At 70.5% G+C, this 14,412-nt stretch carries 14 protein-coding genes and 4 pseudogenes; 9 read left to right on the forward strand and 9 right to left on the reverse strand.

Annotated features, from left to right (window positions below; translation table 11 throughout):
- Nucleotides 1-248: 248 nt before the first annotated feature.
- The 7 genes from AB0I23_RS30760 to AB0I23_RS30790 all read right to left on the reverse strand — a co-directional run bounded on the left by AB0I23_RS30760 (nt 249) and on the right by AB0I23_RS30790 (nt 5,612).
- Complete coding sequence (locus tag AB0I23_RS30760) at nt 249-470, reverse strand: alkylphosphonate utilization protein (protein ID WP_359114165.1); 222 nt, start codon at nt 468-470, stop codon at nt 249-251.
- 33 nt (nt 471-503) lie between these two features.
- Nucleotides 504-917 (reverse strand): anti-sigma factor antagonist, encoded by a 414-nt coding sequence (locus tag AB0I23_RS30765; protein ID WP_359114167.1) that lies wholly within the window; start codon nt 915-917, stop codon nt 504-506.
- 16 nt (nt 918-933) lie between these two features.
- Complete coding sequence (locus tag AB0I23_RS30770) at nt 934-1,353, reverse strand: ATP-binding protein (protein ID WP_359114169.1); 420 nt, start codon at nt 1,351-1,353, stop codon at nt 934-936.
- Nucleotides 1,350-1,763 carry a pyridoxamine 5'-phosphate oxidase family protein gene (locus AB0I23_RS30775; RefSeq protein ID WP_359114171.1) on the reverse strand — a complete coding sequence of 138 codons (414 nt, stop codon included), beginning with the start codon at nt 1,761-1,763 and terminating at the stop codon, nt 1,350-1,352. The genes AB0I23_RS30770 and AB0I23_RS30775 overlap by 4 nt, the downstream gene beginning before the upstream one ends.
- Nucleotides 1,760-3,418: a SulP family inorganic anion transporter gene (locus tag AB0I23_RS30780; protein ID WP_436847024.1), complete on the reverse strand. Its 1,659-nt coding sequence runs from the start codon at nt 3,416-3,418 to the stop codon at nt 1,760-1,762. The genes AB0I23_RS30775 and AB0I23_RS30780 overlap by 4 nt, the downstream gene beginning before the upstream one ends.
- Before the next feature lie 68 nt (nt 3,419-3,486).
- Nucleotides 3,487-3,828, reverse strand: a complete 342-nt coding sequence (locus AB0I23_RS30785; protein ID WP_359114175.1) for an ArsR/SmtB family transcription factor — start codon at nt 3,826-3,828, stop codon at nt 3,487-3,489.
- A gap of 1,313 nt (nt 3,829-5,141) precedes the next feature.
- Nucleotides 5,142-5,612, reverse strand: coding sequence for a zf-HC2 domain-containing protein (locus AB0I23_RS30790; RefSeq protein WP_359114177.1), 471 nt, complete (start codon nt 5,610-5,612; stop codon nt 5,142-5,144).
- Between the two features lie 606 nt (nt 5,613-6,218).
- Here AB0I23_RS30790 and AB0I23_RS30795 point away from each other — a divergent pair.
- Entirely contained in the window at nt 6,219-6,461 is a 243-nt protein-coding gene (locus tag AB0I23_RS30795; protein WP_359114179.1) for a hypothetical protein, read from the forward strand.
- The gene (locus tag AB0I23_RS30800) at nt 6,458-6,604 is read left to right on the forward strand and encodes a hypothetical protein (protein ID WP_359114181.1); all 147 of its coding nucleotides are present in this window, start codon (nt 6,458-6,460) and stop codon (nt 6,602-6,604) included. Before AB0I23_RS30795 ends, AB0I23_RS30800 begins: the two co-directional genes overlap by 4 nt.
- A 252-nt stretch (nt 6,605-6,856) precedes the next feature.
- Here the strand turns inward: AB0I23_RS30800 and AB0I23_RS30805 are convergent, their stop codons facing one another.
- Nucleotides 6,857-7,090, reverse strand: coding sequence for a hypothetical protein (locus AB0I23_RS30805; protein WP_359114183.1), 234 nt, complete (start codon nt 7,088-7,090; stop codon nt 6,857-6,859).
- 361 nt (nt 7,091-7,451) lie between these two features.
- Here AB0I23_RS30805 and AB0I23_RS30810 point away from each other — a divergent pair, with 361 nt between their 5' ends.
- From AB0I23_RS30810 to AB0I23_RS30830, 5 genes and pseudogenes are all read left to right on the forward strand, one after another.
- Nucleotides 7,452-8,603, forward strand: coding sequence for a site-2 protease family protein (locus tag AB0I23_RS30810; RefSeq protein ID WP_359114185.1), 1,152 nt, complete (start codon nt 7,452-7,454; stop codon nt 8,601-8,603).
- A 371-nt stretch (nt 8,604-8,974) separates the two neighbouring features.
- Nucleotides 8,975-9,724: an AMP-binding protein gene (locus tag AB0I23_RS30815; protein ID WP_359114187.1), complete on the forward strand. Its 750-nt coding sequence runs from the start codon at nt 8,975-8,977 to the stop codon at nt 9,722-9,724.
- Nucleotides 9,610-10,150, forward strand: a pseudogene (locus tag AB0I23_RS30820) (DUF3556 domain-containing protein). The gene AB0I23_RS30815 and the pseudogene AB0I23_RS30820 overlap by 115 nt, the downstream one beginning before the upstream one ends.
- Nucleotides 10,143-11,567, forward strand: a complete 1,425-nt coding sequence (locus AB0I23_RS30825; RefSeq protein WP_359114189.1) for a phytoene desaturase family protein — start codon at nt 10,143-10,145, stop codon at nt 11,565-11,567. Before AB0I23_RS30820 ends, AB0I23_RS30825 begins: the two are co-directional and overlap by 8 nt.
- Before the next feature lie 247 nt (nt 11,568-11,814).
- Nucleotides 11,815-12,267: pseudogene (locus AB0I23_RS30830) on the forward strand (Tn3 family transposase); the annotation flags it as partial.
- 172 nt (nt 12,268-12,439) lie between these two features.
- Here AB0I23_RS30830 and AB0I23_RS30835 read toward each other — a convergent pair.
- Nucleotides 12,440-13,459, reverse strand: coding sequence for a maleylpyruvate isomerase family mycothiol-dependent enzyme (locus tag AB0I23_RS30835; RefSeq protein ID WP_359114191.1), 1,020 nt, complete (start codon nt 13,457-13,459; stop codon nt 12,440-12,442).
- Nucleotides 13,460-13,916: 457 nt separating this feature from the next.
- Between AB0I23_RS30835 and AB0I23_RS30840 the strand changes: the two are divergent.
- Nucleotides 13,917-14,263 (forward strand): annotated as a pseudogene (locus tag AB0I23_RS30840) (molybdopterin-dependent oxidoreductase); the annotation flags it as partial.
- Nucleotides 14,257-14,328, forward strand: a pseudogene (locus tag AB0I23_RS30845) (fasciclin domain-containing protein); the annotation flags it as partial. The pseudogenes AB0I23_RS30840 and AB0I23_RS30845, both read left to right, overlap by 7 nt.
- Between the last annotated feature and the right edge of the window lie 84 nt (nt 14,329-14,412).

The following is a 14,412-nucleotide window of genomic DNA, read 5'->3' on the forward strand; positions in this document are numbered from 1 at the left end:
GCGGGCGCGGTTCTCGATCTCGCACGACAACGGGGCGACCGCGTCCACCCGCTCGCTCCGTCCGGCGCCGGCTCGCTTCCCATGTCCACCCTCACGGCCGGCCCTGGCATCCCGCCGACCGTGCATACCGACCGTGACGCGGCGCTGCGTGCCCTGACCGGATGCATCGACTGACTCGGATTCGGGCGCGATGGGGCGTGGCGTGTCGCCCCGTCCAAACGGCGGGGGACACGTGAGGTGCGGCGTGGTCAGGCCCTCTTGAGGAATTCGGACTTCAGTACGAGGCCCTTGATCTTCCTGGTGTTGCATTCGACTTCGCCGGTCCTGCCGGTGAGGCGGACGTTTTTGATCAGGGTGCCGCGTTTGAGGGTTTCGGAGGTGCCCTTGACCTTCAGGTCCTTGGTCAGGGTGACGGAGTCGCCGTCTGCCAGCGCGGTTCCGTTGCTGTCCTTCACGATGACGTCGCTCATGGTGCTTCCTTGCTCATGGGTTCCGGTGCTGTCTTACGTGTGGCTCTGGTCTGCGTTGTTACCGGCGCCGGCCCAGTTGTCGGTGCGCCACTCCCGTCCCTCCCCGGCCGGACCCCGGTGGGTGGCGAGGGCCGTGCGCAGGTCACAGTGGACCGGGATCGGCGGGTGGGTGCCATCCGGGACGAGGTTGCCGTCGGCGGGGATCGCGGCGAGTTCCAGGTGCCGTCCTTCTTCCGCGAGCTGGGCGGCGGCCTGCGCCACGGCGAGCCGGCCTCCGGTGGACCAGCCGCGCAGTTCGGTCAGGTCGAGGATCACCGGTCCGGTACCGCGGGCCCGGACCCAGCCTACGGCGCCGGTGAAACGGTGCACGGCGTCCGGGCCGAGGTATCCGGCAAGGGAGAGGACGCCGAGGTCGTGATGGGTGGTGTATCGCCACTCGATGGTCATGACGGGTGCTCTCCTTCTACAGCGGGAGGGTGATCCAGATGCTCTTGCCCTGCCCGTCCGCGTCACCGCGTACGACGGCGCTGCCTCCGAGCCCGAGAGTGAGTTCGACGACGGTGGCGAGCCCTCCGGTGCCGGTGTCCGGCGCACACAGGGTGGGCTGGTGGGGGTGGCGGTCGTGGACGGCGAACGCGAACGTGTCCGGCCCCGCTGCGAAGATGACCGTCACGTTGGGGGACAGGGCGGCTGCGTGCCGCACGCTGTTGGTCACCAGTTCCGCCACGATCAACAGCGCCGGATCGACGGTGGGATGGCGGCGGCTGACGCCCCATTCCGTCAGCACCTGCTCTGTGGTCTCGCGCGCCATCCGCACCGCCGATCCCATGGCGGGCAGCGTCAGCACATGGCGGTACGGCAGGGTTTCGAGGTGCGCGGTCATCGTGCCTCCGTGAGGGCGGGGCGGAAGCCGCTCACTGTCTGCGGGTGTATCCCCACGAGCGTGTCGTGCGGGCAGCGGACCCAGCCCTGCAGGGTGTGGGGGTGGTGGGCGGCCTCGTCCGGATCGGTGACGACCTGGGCCGGGCCGCCCGCGGTGACGGCCCGGCCGGTGCCGCCGGCTCCCCGGATCTCGTCAGCCCGGTTGGCCGGAGAGGTCCGCCCGGACAACGCGGCCTCCTCAAGTGGGGTGCGGACGATCAGGCGGCCGTACGGAAGGACGTGCACGGCCGGGCTGACCACGGCCACCTCTCGCGGGGGGTGGACCAGGCGTCCGCGATCGCTGCTTTCGAGCAGCCACAGGGCCTCCGTGCCGGAGACCTCGACCATGCGGCGGGCGACGAGGTCGGTCATCGAGAGGCCTCTTCGGTGACGGGAACGAGCGGGCGGGGGCCGGTGGGCAGGAGTCCGGCGTTCTGCAGATGCGCTCGGGCGCCGATGATGGCCTCCGGGGTGGTGGCGTACTCCCGGCCGTCCCGCCGGAGCAGGTCCAACGCGCCGACCGATGCGAGGGCCTGGCGCTGGCCGGGCCGTATGCCCGAGGTCAGAACCGCGATGCCACGGCGGTTGAGCTTCTCCACCGCGTCCTTGAGGACCAGGGCACCTGTGGCGTCCATCGTCGTGATCCGCGACATCCGCAGGATCACCACGCGGACGTCGGCGACCTCGGAGAGCTCCAGCAGGAAGCGATGCGCTCCCGCGAAGAACAGCGGACCATCGATGCGGTAGGCAACGATGTGCTCGGCCAGCAGCGCCTGCTCCTCGTCGCTGTGCTCGCCGGGCAGGTCGGGGCGGAAGTCCACCTGGTCCATCCGCGCCTGCCGGGCGACCGCCCGCAGCGCCAGCGCACCGGCCACGACCAGGCCGATGATGACCGCGTGGACGAGGTCGAGAGCCAGGGTGGCCACGGCTGTCAGCACCAGGACGATCGCATCCGAGCGCGTCGCCCTCGCCATGGCCCGCAGCGCGCCGACCTCGACCATGCGGATCGCGGTCGCCAGCAGCACCCCCGCAAGCGCGGCGAGCGGGATCTTGGAGACCAGTGGCGCAGCGGCGAAGACGATCACCGCCAGAACTGCGGCATGGGTGAGCGCCGCGAGCCGGGAGCCCGCGCCGGTGCGGACATTGACCGCGGTACGTGCGATGGCCGCCGTGGCGGGAACACCGCCGAACAGCGGCGCGGCGAGATTCGCGATGCCCTGCCCGAAGAGTTCCTTGTCCGGATCGTGCTTCTGTCCCACCGTCATGCCGTCTGCGACCGTCGCCGAGAGCAGGGACTCCAGTGCCGCGAGCGCGGCGACCGCCACCGCCGGGGCGAGCAGCGAACCGAGCGCGGACAGGTCGAGGAAGCCGAGGGACGGGGCCGGCAGCCCGGAAGGCAGGGCGCCGATCGGGGTGGCTGCGTCGAGGTGCAGGAGCTGCCCGGCGAGCGTCGCGGCGATCACCGCGACGATGGAGAACGGGATGGCCGGGCGCCACCGTGCACCCAGCAGCATCACGACCGCCACACCCACGGCCAGTGCGACAGCCGTCCAGTTCGGGGTACGTACGAACTCCTCGGCCGCACGCCAGGTCATCACCAGGACCTTGTCGCCGTCGGGCTTCGCTACGCCGAGGGCGTTGGGCACCTGCTGGAGGCCGATCACACAGGCGATGCCGAGCGTGAAGCCCTCCACCACCGGAGCGGGAATGTACTGCATGTACCGGCCGGCCTTCAGCAGGGCGAGCGCGATCAGCAGGACACCGGCCATCAGCCCGACTGTCAGGACACCCCCGGGGCCGTACTGGGCGACGATCGGCACCAGGACGACCGTCATCGCCCCCGTGGGCCCGGAAACCTGAAGGTTCGATCCACCGAAGAGAGCCGCCAGCGCGCCCGCCACGACAGCCGTCGCCAGACCTGCTTCGGCTCCGAGCCCTGAGGAGACACCGAAACCGAGAGCGAGCGGCAGCGCCACGATGGCGACCGTGAGCCCGGCCAGCAGATCCCTGCGCGGATGACGCGCCATGACGGAAAAGTCGGCGCGGGCAGGCAGCAGACGACGCACCCGGTCTACGGACTGTGCGAGCAGCGTACTCACCGTGCCGCGCCCTCGGCTTCCCGCAGCTCGGCGAGCAGCTCGTTCTGTCCGGACAGCATTTCGGTCAGGATTCGGCGTGCGGCCCGCATCAGATCCGCCACGTCCCCACCGGCCAGCTCGTAGACGACCGTCGAACCGTCGCGGGTGGAGGTCACGATCCCGGAGCGGCGCAGCACCGCCAACTGCTGCGACAGTGCGGCGGGCTCGACCTCGATCTCCGCCAGGAGATCACGTACTGCCGTGGGCCCGTCCTGCAGCAGTTCCAGCACCCTTATGCGTACCGGATGACCGAGCATGCGGAAGAACTCGGCCTTCGCCTGATACAGCGGAACCGGCATCTTCTCTCTCCTACTCGCCCGTTGCCCCGCGCGGAGGGCGCGACCGGATCCATGATGTAGGAAATTGCAGAAATTCGCAATTGACTAATGCTGCACATTTGGATGGGACGGATGCCACGGCCGCCCCGGCTCACTGATCGTCCTTGCCCGGGCAGGGCTCGACTCCGCGTGGGGGTTCTCGGTGTCCGTCAGCGCGACCGCGGCGCAATTCGGGCACGCATGGCGAGATCGGCACCTGCCCGCACGAGGTCTCCGTGGCGGGCCCGTGGCGGGCGCCTTCGTGGCTTCGTTCCGAAGCCCGTGGGCCTGGTGACGGGGCATCATGAACTGCATTCAGCGGGGTGCTGCGGTGCGCCCCGGGAAGCCCTCATGGCCGGATTCGGCGCGTGGACCTGCTGGTTATCCGGGTGGCTCTGCTCGGCCGGCCGTACCCGTCCCTCCACCGTCATGTGCCATGACGTCGGCGACGCAGGGGCACGCTGTTCGTTGACGGCACGAGGGGGGCGTGGGTGTGTATGCCGGCGAGCCGGGCACGGAGGAGTTCCGCCGCGGTGCGGAAGCCGTGTTGACCGCCGGTGTCGCCACTTCGGCCGTCCTCAACCTGTTGCCTCGTACCGGGACGGCCAATGACGCCCCAGGGGGCGCAAAGTTCGAGACCTCCGCCTCTCGGGAGCCGATCCTCGGCCCGGAACTCCTTTTCGGAGATCGGTCACGTGCAGTCACCAAAAGCGCGATGCGACCGTGTCCAGGTCCGCACTCACCCGGTTGGTCGTGCGGCGGCACGCCAAGTCGGCCTGGCCGGACGGTGTACCCGACCGTGGGTGTCCGCTCGCCGGACGGAGCCCGCCGGAACTCCCTGGCGGCCGGGCGGTGGCTGCGCGAGGCTCGGTTCGTGCCCGATCCGGTCATCCGCTCCACGTCCAGGCGTACCCGTGGAACGTGGGAGCTCGTCGCGGCGGATTTCGGTGCGGCACCGAAGGTGGTCTTCGAGGCGCGGGCCTACGAGGCAGACCTCTCCGCCCCGCGCGGTCCCGTAGCGGCGGCGGACCGTGCTCCGGATCGGCCATCAGCCCTGCGTTCAGGACCTGGTCCTGTCCCTGGCCGTAGACGGAAACGCCCGGGCACTCGCACGGGCCCACGGAAAGTTCCCGGCCTCGCCCGAGCCGGGCCCACGCTCCCTGGAGCGTGGGCCCGGCTCGGACTCGGCACCGCGGCGCTCACTGCCGTCGCGATTCCCTGCGGCCTGGCCGTCAGGCGTTGAGCACCCTCTCCCCCGTCGAGGCGTATGTGACGACGGATCCGGGTCGGCACTCTCAGCCTGACGTGGCCGGCCGGGGTGTGGCCACCCGGCGCAGGGGCCGAGGCGTGGCTCGTCCCTCCGCCACGTCGGCCGTTGCCCGGGGACCGAGGGCATTTCGGCCTGTGCGCTCGCTGGGTGCGCCTGACGCCCGCAGCCTGCTCACCAGGTGGGAGAGTGTGAGGGGGGTGGCCGGTACCGCGCGGGCCGGACGACGTCCGCGGGGCTGTTGACGGGCCGTGCGGTGGCCCTCGGCCGGGGCGGGCACGTATGTCTGGCGCCGTCGGCCGGTGTCACGGGCCAGAGCGTCGCGGAGCAGGGGCAGGTGTGCGGATACCGCGGCGAGGCAGTCGTGTTCGTCCCGGCAATCGGGGCAGGTTGTCAGGTGGGCGCAGACCCGAGTGGCTTCCTCGGGCGCGAGGGCGTTGAGTGCGTATCCGGCCAGCAGCTCACGGACCGTGCGGCATTCCTGCGGGGAGGTGAACATGGCGGGTGTCCTTTCGGTACTGCGGGTCCGCCCGGTCGGCGCGGCCATGGGGTTCAGGCGGGCACGACCTCACTTTCGCCCGAAACCCGCCCCTCGCGCATCGTCCCCGCGCAGCGATTCCCGGATACCACCTCCGTGGTATCGGACACTCCGGCCTACGGCTGGGACGGAGCGCGGCACGCACTTATGCCGACGATGACGTCTGTGAGCCTTCTGTCCGGCAGGTGCACGATCCGGTTGGCCGGAGACGCCGCGCCGTGCTGGGCACAGTGCCGGACGGCAGGAATGGCGTGCTCTCGCAGCCTGGACCGACTGCTCCGGGTGTGCGCCGTCATAGGAACGTACAAGAGTGTCCAGGAGTACGGCGTCGTGTCCCGGTCCGGCTGCCGTCAGAGGCCGGCCCTCAGGGCTCGGCGTACCCGGGACACCGCGTGTCCGGCCTGGGCGACCAGCGACCGAGCCTCGTCGAGCATGATCTGTCCGGCCGGCGGGAGGGCGACGTCTCGATGGCCCGCAGGAGCAAGGCGGCTCCCACATTCTTCTCGAGCCCTCGGACGGCACGCGACAGCGCCGGCTGTCTCATGAGCCAGTGGCTGCGCGGTCCAGGTGAAGTTTGCGTTAGCCGCAACCGGGCGGGCGAAATTCTCCCACGTCGCGCACGCCATGGACCTCGCCGAACGCCTGGACGGCCACGGCGTCTCCGCCTTCGCTGCCGAACCCGGGCCGGCGGCAACCGACCACACGGCACAGATATCGATCGACATCCTTCCACTACAGCTGCGCCCGTACGGGGACCAGATCGGGCAGGGTGTCTCCGCCCCGTGGCACATGCGGCCACAGCTCCCGTGAACGCCCGGACCGACCCGTCACTGACCGGCCGGACAGGCGTCCTGATCGGCCCCTCGGGCTCACCCGACGACACTCTGCGCCACTACCTCACCCCCGAGGGCCTCGAAGCAGTGCGCCGATGGACCCCGAAGCTGCTCGACTGACCCCCAGGTCCGGCTCGGCGGCGACCGTCTGTGCGTGCGGCGGTCGCCGCCCGGGGGGAGAGAACGTTGCCGTCCTCGGCCGGGGTGAACCGACCACCGCCGAGTTCGATGATCTGCTTCGACCCGCCTGCGTCCCGTTCCAGCGAGACGTGGCTCATGGACGGACGCCGCCCCCTCGAACTGAGGAGGGATCACGCGGATGTCCGTGACCCGGGAAGGAATTCCTGCTGCACGCAGAAATTTGGCGGTCACTCAAGCGTGGTCGACCAGTTGTGCGTGACCTTTCTGGCGTGCGCAGTGGGCGCAGCAGAAGAACTGGCCGTCTGCCTGAAGGCCATGCCCCAAGATCCGGCATTGACAGTTCTCGCATGCAGGAGCGAGCCGTTGGGCTGCGCACTCAAGGCTGTCGAAGATGTGAAGAGCCCCTGCCGTACGCACCTCGAAAGCCATCTCGTAGTCGTTGCTGCAGACTTCGCATACCGCCATCGTCGATTTCTCCTCGCGCTTTGTTGAACGTCTCTTCCGGCCGTTATGAGGCTGTGCTCGGCCGCACCTCGACGCAAGGCGACCAGCGGCACGGGCCTGCGTGATCACTCGCCTGGACGCGGTTCACGTTGCGCCGGCCCCTCACCGTCCGGTGCCGCCTGGGGAAGGGCACGCACTCGCGTGAGAGCTGAGTGGCGGTGATGGCCCGAACACACATTGTGATCGTCTGAGCTGGTTTCGCCGGGCTCCGACCCCAGGTCGTTGAGTGGTTTCCTTCCGGTCGTGGGGACGGCTGAAGGACCATGTAAGGGGCGGACGCCAGGTCGGCGGCCGTGTCGTGTTCCGTCAGCGGGTGATCGGGATGAAGAGTTCGATCCGGATCGGGAGTGTGCGGGGGCTGGAGTTGCGTGCGCACTGGAGTGTGCCGCTGCTCCTGCTGCTCTTCGCGTACGGTCTGGGCAGCCGCACATTGCCTGCGTACGCACCGGGCCTGGCGCCGGTCGTGTACGCAGTGGCCGGAGTTATCGGGGCTCTGCTGTTGCTACTGAGTCTGGTGGTGCATGAGGCGGCGCACGCGCTCACGGCCCGCAGGTCCGGGATCTCCGTGCGGGACATGACGTTGTGGGCGCTGGGTGGCATGACCCGGATGGAGCGGCCGACGACGGCACGGGCGGCACTCGCGGTCGCCGTGAGCGGCCCGCTGGCCAGCCTGGGGATCGGCGGCGCCACGCTGGGGGCCGCGGTCGGCCTGGGGGCAGGGGGCTGGCGGATACCGGCTGCCGTGCTGGGGTGGCTGGGCGGCACGAACCTGCTGCTGGGCGTCTTCAATCTGCTGCCTGCCGCGCCCCTGGACGGGGGCCGGGTACTGCAGGCCGCGCTGTGGTGGCGGACGGGCGACCCGGACCGGGCCCAGCGGGCGGCCGGGCGCAGCGGACAGGTGCTCGGCATGGGGCTGGCCGTGGTCGGGTGGCTGGCATTTGTGCGGGGGGTGCCGGGCGGGTTGTGGCTGATGGTCATCGGCTGGTTCGTGACGGTCACCGCCGCGGCCGAACGACGGTGGGCCGAGCTCCGCACAGCCCTGCGCGACGTACGCGTGAGGGAGGCGATGACCAGTCCGGCCGCCACCGGTGCGGACTGGCTGACGGTGAATCGCTTCCTGTCCGACGTGGCCGCGCAGACGGGTCATTCGGTGGTACCGCTGGTGGACTTCGAAGGCCGTCCCAGCGGCGTCGTACAACTGCGCCGACTTGGTGCCGTGCCGCCCCAGCAGCGGGAGACGCTGCGCATACGGGATGTGGCGACCCCGCTGTCGAAGTGCACGCTCGCAACACCGGACGAGCTGCTCACCGGCGTCCTGGACCGCCTCGGCTCGAGCGGTGGACTGCCCGTCCTGGTCACGGACAGCGGCCGACTCGACGGGATCATCACCGCATACGACATCGACCGAGTCGCCCAGCGGCACACAGCGGGCCCGGACGACGATGCTCCGACTCCCGGCGGACAACTTCCATAACGACCTTCGAGGTAGGGCCCGCGCAGAAGCGAGTACGTTCGCGCAGCGAACCCCATGGGGTGCCGGGGCGGCCTTCGGACGGCGCTGACAGCACCCGGAGGCCGCGCCGGAGCCATGGCCGCCTACGGTACCCTCCGCGCCCCCGATCGGCGCGCCGCTCACGACGCCGCACGCTCCCCCTGCGGCGCCCGCCCGCGGAGCGGGCTCGGGTAGCCGTCCGCGCCGACCGGTCGGGCCGGCCGCCGACGTACCTCTGCGGGTCGGCCATCCCCGGCGGCGACCCGTGCGTCGCCGACGACACCGCGCGCCTGAACAACGCCGAGTTCCTGGTGGGGGTCCGAACGGCCACCGGGTCCCCACGGCAGCGCGGGGTGGGGCGCGGTGACGTGCCGGCGGTGATCCTGCCCAACGGTGTGGAGCTGACGATTGCCCTGTTCACGGCGTGGCCGCTGGGAGCGGCGGTGACCCCGATGAATCCGGCACTGATCGCCACCGACTTCGGTGCCGAGGTCGTCATCGGCGAGGGCGCGGCGCCTTCCCGGGCCGCGGAGGTCCTCGATGTCGCCGAGCTCCGCCGGGTGGCAGGGGAAGCGGTCCACGAGGCCCACGCCGACGGTGACGCCGACGGGTCGGCTACCGCCGGACTCGCCCCGGAGAACCTGGCACTGCTGATCCATACCGGCGCACGACGGGCGCCGAAGGGTGTCATGCTCACACATGTCAACCTGGTGGCGATGTCACAGATGATGATCGAGGCGACGCGGGTGGACGAGGACGACCACAGCCTGCTGATTCTCCCCTGTTCCACGTCAACGGCATCGTTGCCGGCGTGCCGGCGCCTCTTCGGCCACTACGCGCCGGTCGGCGTCCCCTCTCTGGACTCCCCGGTACTTGCCGCCTTGCTGATGGTCGTCTGGTGGGCATCCCGGCGCCGGAACGACGCCAAGCGCACCTGGTGTCGTTCCTGCCCGCGACGCGCTACTACGCCGGAAACTGGGCCACCAGCGTGTGGTGCTTCCGCAAGGGGGCCGAGCAGAAGCTCGACACGCACGTCGTCAAGGCGTCGGGCACGCCGTTGGCCCAGCTCACCCGGCTGTACCGCGCGGAGGTCGCCGCCATGATGACTCACAAGGGCATGGCATGGCGCTCCCCGCACGCCCACGGCCGGGCGCTCAACGGGCTGCTCTGCCGGGCCGAGAACGACACGGAGGCGTACGACATGCGCGACGGCGAGTACGTGACCGGTGCCGTCCTGGGGTGGAACTTCGGCGAGGGGTACCTGCACGACGAAACGGGCAGTGCAGGAGCGCTGCGGATTCGGTACGGGCGAGCTGCGGGTCGTGGTGCTCAAGTCGCAGCCCATACAGCGGCAGCGCCGGCACTACCGGATCGTGGACGCTGCGACCGGTCCGATCGAAGGGGGATATGTGAACGTCAGCGACATGATCGCCCGCCGGCACTGGCGGGACGACAACCGACCTGCCATCCCGGTGCAGCTGGTCGACCGTGCGGCGCAGGCCGCGGCCCCGGTGACGGCGCATGAGTGACGCGATCGTGGTGGGAGCCGGTCCGAACGGGCTGGCCGCCGCCGTAGCCCTGGCGCAGTACGGGATCGCGGTCACCGTCCTGGAGGCCGCGGAAGAGATCGGCGGCGGCGCCAGGAGCAGCGAGCTGACCATCCCCGGGGTGCTGCACGACCACTGCTCCGGGGTGCACCCGATGGCTGTCGCCTCACCGTTCCTGCGCACGCTCGGACTGGAGCGGTACGGCCTGGAGTGGGCCTGGCCGGAGGTGGACCTCGCCCATCCGCTGGACTCCGGCCGGGCCGCGGTGCTGGTCCGCTCGATCGAACGGACGGCTGTCGGTCTCGGCTCGGACGGCGTGGCGTGGCAGCGGCTGTTCGGGCCGATGGCGGAATCGTACGACGAGCTGTGCGAGGACCTGCTGCGGCCGGTGCTGCATCTGCCGCGGCACCCCGTCCACCTGGCGCGGTTCGGACTGCGGGCGCTGCAACCGGCCGCGGTGATCGCCCGCCGCTGGCGGACCGAGGAGGCGCGTGCGCTCTTCGCGGGTGCGGCGGCGCACGCCTTCCACCGGCTGTCCGGCCCCATGAGCGCGGCAGTGGGGCTGATGCTCACCGCCGCCGCGCACCGGTACGGCTGGCCGGTCGCCCGCGGCGGTTCCCAGGCGCTCACCGACGCCCTTGCCGCACTGCTGAAGAAGCTCGGCGGCACCATCGAGACGGGCGTACGCGTGCGTTCCCTCGGCGAGATGCCTCCCGCCCGGGCGGTGTTGCTCGACGTCGCCCCCGGGGCTGCCGCCGACATCTGCGGTGACCGGCTGCCCCCGCGGGTCCGGCGCGCCTATCAGCGGTGGCAGCACGGCCCGGCCGCGTTCAAGGTCGACCTGGCCGTGGAGGGCGGGGTGCCATGGACCAACGACGACTGCCGGCGAGCCGGCACCGTACACCTCGGCGGCCCCCTGGAGGAGGTGGTCCACGCCGAGCGGGAGACCACCCTGGGTCGGATGCCGGAGCGTCCCTTCGTCCTGCTCGCCCAGCAGTACCTCGCCGACCCCGGCCGCTCGGCCGGGAACATCCATCCCGTGTACGCGTACGCGCACGTCCCCCATGGATACAGCGGTGACGCGACCGGCCTCGTGCTGGACCGGATCGAGCAGTTCGCGCCGGGGTTCCGGGAACGGATCGTGGGCACCTTCGTCCGCAGGACCATCGAGCTGCCGTCCTACAATGCCAATTACGTCGGCGGTGACATCATCACAGGCGCCAACACCGCCCGGCAGGTCGCGCTGCGCCCCAGGCCGGCCCTCGATCCGTACCGCACCGGTGTTCCCGGTGTCTTCCTGTGCTCGGCAGCCACTCCGCCGGGCGCCGGTACGCACGGCATGAGCGGCTACCATGCCGCGCAATCCGCGCTGCGGTACCTGGCCGGGCAACAGCGGTAGGGGAAGTTCCCATGGGAAGGCGAGTCGGCCGACCGCGGTCACCGGGTCGTCGCCGGTGAAGCGCTGGAGACGGGCGGCAGCCTTCGGGGCCGCGGGTAGGTGCGGCCTCGGGACCGGTGAGCTCGCATGTTGAGGTGTCGCGTATTCGGCGCGCTGTTGGCGGCTGATTACTGGTTGTTGCCGGTAACGGTGGTCGAGCGCGGTTCGATGCGGCCCAGCCATGTGTCTTGATCGTCAGTCAGTGGTTGCTTCAGACGGGCGGATCGCCAAGACCGAACACCTGCTGCGGATGGCGGGCCCGGTCGACGACACCTACCGGCGGCAAATGAACCGGCAGCTCACCGTGCAGGAGTCCCGGCACAAGCTCGCCCGGGACGTGCGCCACTGCAAGCGCGGCACCATCCACCAGGCCTGCCGGGACGAGATGGAGGACCAACTCGGCGCGCTCGGCCTGGTCCCCAACGCCGTGGTGCTCTGGACGACCCGCTACATCGACGCCGCCGTCGCCCAGCTCCGCGCGGAGGGCCATGAGATGCGTGACGAGGACATGGCCCGGCTGTCCCCGCTCAAGCACCGCAACCTCAACGTCCCGGGCCGCTACAGCTTCACCGCCACCCTGTCGGCGGGCGGCACGCTGCACCCGCTGCGTGACCCGGACGCGGCCGGACTCGATGACGACGAGGATAGCACGGAGAACTGACGGCGTCAGGTGCCACCAGGGCGCCGATCAGCTTGTGGGCCGGCGCCCTGGTCAGCCGCTTCGACGCCGTGTCGGTCTGCTCCCTCAGCGGCCCCCGAGGCCACAATGGCGTGGCTGTAGCCGTTGGCCGGAGGCATGCCTCCGGGCGTACGAGGTGGCGCATCGTCACGTCCTACTCCTCCGGCTCCCAGGCGCGGAGCAGGTCGATCAGACCTGCGTCCCCGTCGATCTGCAGGAAGTCCGCCGGGATACGGTCGTACATGAAGAGGACCAGCTCACTGGCCGTGCCGCGGACGGAGGCGCCGGCCGTGTCCGGGCCCTCCTCGGCAGCGGTGGCCGGCGTCGTGCCGAGCGCGGGGAGACGGGTGGAGCGTGCGCCGTCGCCGTCGACCGTGAGGCGCCAGGAGTGGCCCTCGGTGGCGTGGAAGTCGAAGGCAGTGGGCTTGTGCGGCCAGGCGCTCGGCGTTGCGCAGCAGGTGGACAGGAACTCCTCGACACCGTCGAGTGCCGCCTCGGCCAGCAGCGGCTGCGGGGCGCCCAGGGTGATCTGGGCGTCATAGACATGCACCGCGGTCTCCTGGACCCGGTGCCGGGCGACGCCACCGGAGTTCTGCGGTGACTGCGACGTACCCCACCACGTCCAGCAGCCGCGATCCGGGCCCGCCTCCCCCAGCGCGCTCAGCAGCAGTTGCGTCGACTCGGCCAACCAGGCCGGCAGGGCTTCGCGTTCCCGGGGCGCAGCCACGGCGGCGCGCGCGGCAGTGGCCTCGGCCGGGGGAGCGTCGGCGGGCCCCGCGCCGACGATGGCGGCCCAGAAGCGATCCCCGCCACCCAGGTGCTGGATCAGATCGAACAGCGTCCACTCGGGGCAGGTCGGCACCTGCACGTCGAGACTGGGCGCGGAGGCGACCGCGGCGCGGAAGGCGGTCGACTGTTCGTCGATCAGTCGCAGCAGGACGACGGGCAGGGCGAGCGCGAGCTCGGGCAGCCACCGTTGCTCCCGCTCCACATCCTTGGCGCCTCCCTCCGTGAGGGGAAGCCGGACGCTCAGTGCGTCGCCGAGCCGGTAAACCGCATTGACGGTGCCTCCGGACGCGACGCGCTCGACCGGCAGATCCGCCCACTGCGGAAAGCGTCCACTGACCAGCCGCCTGACGAGGTCCGCGTCGATGTCCGTCTCATCAGCATGCATCTTGACCATCCGCCAAAGGAACCGCCGCCGCGCCTCACCCGTCAACTGGTTTCGTTGTGGCGACGCGCATCGCCGGGCGCTTCGATCTGCCCACCTCTTCGCCTCCCGTCTGCCGATAGCCCTCATCTCCTGTTGGTCGGCATCGCAATGGGGGCGTCCGGGACCTTGCTCCGCAACGCCGAGCTAGTCCCGCCGCTCGGATCGACGAACGCCCACTGGGAACACAGGGAACACACCCCGCAGTTGGCGGGTTCCGGCTCCTCAACCGCGCAGCCGGCCCGGCAACCCGGGCCGTTGCATTGGTTGCAGAAGGTGGCCGCCGAGCAGCACTGCGTTCCGCGCCCGAGGGGGTGCACGGCGTGAGCCTCAACCCACTCTTCCCGGCGTCGATTCCGCGCCCGCGTCCCGGTGCCTGCGGCGGCGTCCGCCGCATCCAGGGTGGGTCTCCGCTTTCGCACGCGTGCGAACGGTGCCCGAGGTCGGCGCGGAGAGGTGGCGGTTGCGCATCCATGGCAAGGGCGTGCGACGTGAACTGACCCTCATTTTTATGGGGCATGCCCGCTGGATCGGTGTAAGCGTCGCCGACCTGCTCAAGGAGCCAGGAACGAACCGCCGTCCAGGAGAGGTACGGCCGATCAGCTGGTTGCCCGATCCGTGGACGGGATGACAATGGGCACACCGGTCGAGGACGTCATGGACGACCGGGACGCGATGGTCGCCGTCGGGATGAACGGCGAACCGTCGCCCTTCGCCCGCAGTATTCCCGTACGCAAGCTGGTTCCAGGCCTCTACGTGACGTCCTGTGCGGCAACGTCCCGACCGCCAACGCCACCGTCTACATCATCGACAACGTCCTCATGCCCAAGTAAGACGCACCACACATGGGATGAGGCCCCGTTGCTGTCCGGGCCGGAGAAAAGAACTCCACCCGGCCGACAGCGGGGCTTCGGACC

Origin of the sequence: Streptomyces atratus (assembly GCF_040655115.1) — a bacterium.
Classification (GTDB): domain Bacteria; phylum Actinomycetota; class Actinomycetes; order Streptomycetales; family Streptomycetaceae; genus Streptomyces; species Streptomyces atratus_D.

What these genes read in the sequence shown, in the direction of transcription:
- AB0I23_RS30825 (WP_359114189.1), top strand. Translation starts at nt 10,143, where the DNA reads ATGAGTGACGCGATCGTGGTGGGAGCCGGTCCGAACGGGCTGGCCGCC.
- AB0I23_RS30790 (WP_359114177.1), bottom strand. Translation starts at nt 5,612, where the DNA reads ATGTTCACCTCCCCGCAGGAATGCCGCACGGTCCGTGAGCTGCTGGCC.
- AB0I23_RS30780 (WP_436847024.1), bottom strand. Translation starts at nt 3,418, where the DNA reads ATGGCGCGTCATCCGCGCAGGGATCTGCTGGCCGGGCTCACGGTCGCC.
- AB0I23_RS30785 (WP_359114175.1), bottom strand. Translation starts at nt 3,828, where the DNA reads ATGCCGGTTCCGCTGTATCAGGCGAAGGCCGAGTTCTTCCGCATGCTC.
- AB0I23_RS30770 (WP_359114169.1), bottom strand. Translation starts at nt 1,353, where the DNA reads ATGACCGCGCACCTCGAAACCCTGCCGTACCGCCATGTGCTGACGCTG.
- AB0I23_RS30775 (WP_359114171.1), bottom strand. Translation starts at nt 1,763, where the DNA reads ATGACCGACCTCGTCGCCCGCCGCATGGTCGAGGTCTCCGGCACGGAG.
- AB0I23_RS30810 (WP_359114185.1), top strand. Translation starts at nt 7,452, where the DNA reads ATGAAGAGTTCGATCCGGATCGGGAGTGTGCGGGGGCTGGAGTTGCGT.
- AB0I23_RS30805 (WP_359114183.1), bottom strand. Translation starts at nt 7,090, where the DNA reads ATGGCGGTATGCGAAGTCTGCAGCAACGACTACGAGATGGCTTTCGAG.
- AB0I23_RS30835 (WP_359114191.1), bottom strand. Translation starts at nt 13,459, where the DNA reads ATGCATGCTGATGAGACGGACATCGACGCGGACCTCGTCAGGCGGCTG.
- AB0I23_RS30765 (WP_359114167.1), bottom strand. Translation starts at nt 917, where the DNA reads ATGACCATCGAGTGGCGATACACCACCCATCACGACCTCGGCGTCCTC.
- AB0I23_RS30760 (WP_359114165.1), bottom strand. Translation starts at nt 470, where the DNA reads ATGAGCGACGTCATCGTGAAGGACAGCAACGGAACCGCGCTGGCAGAC.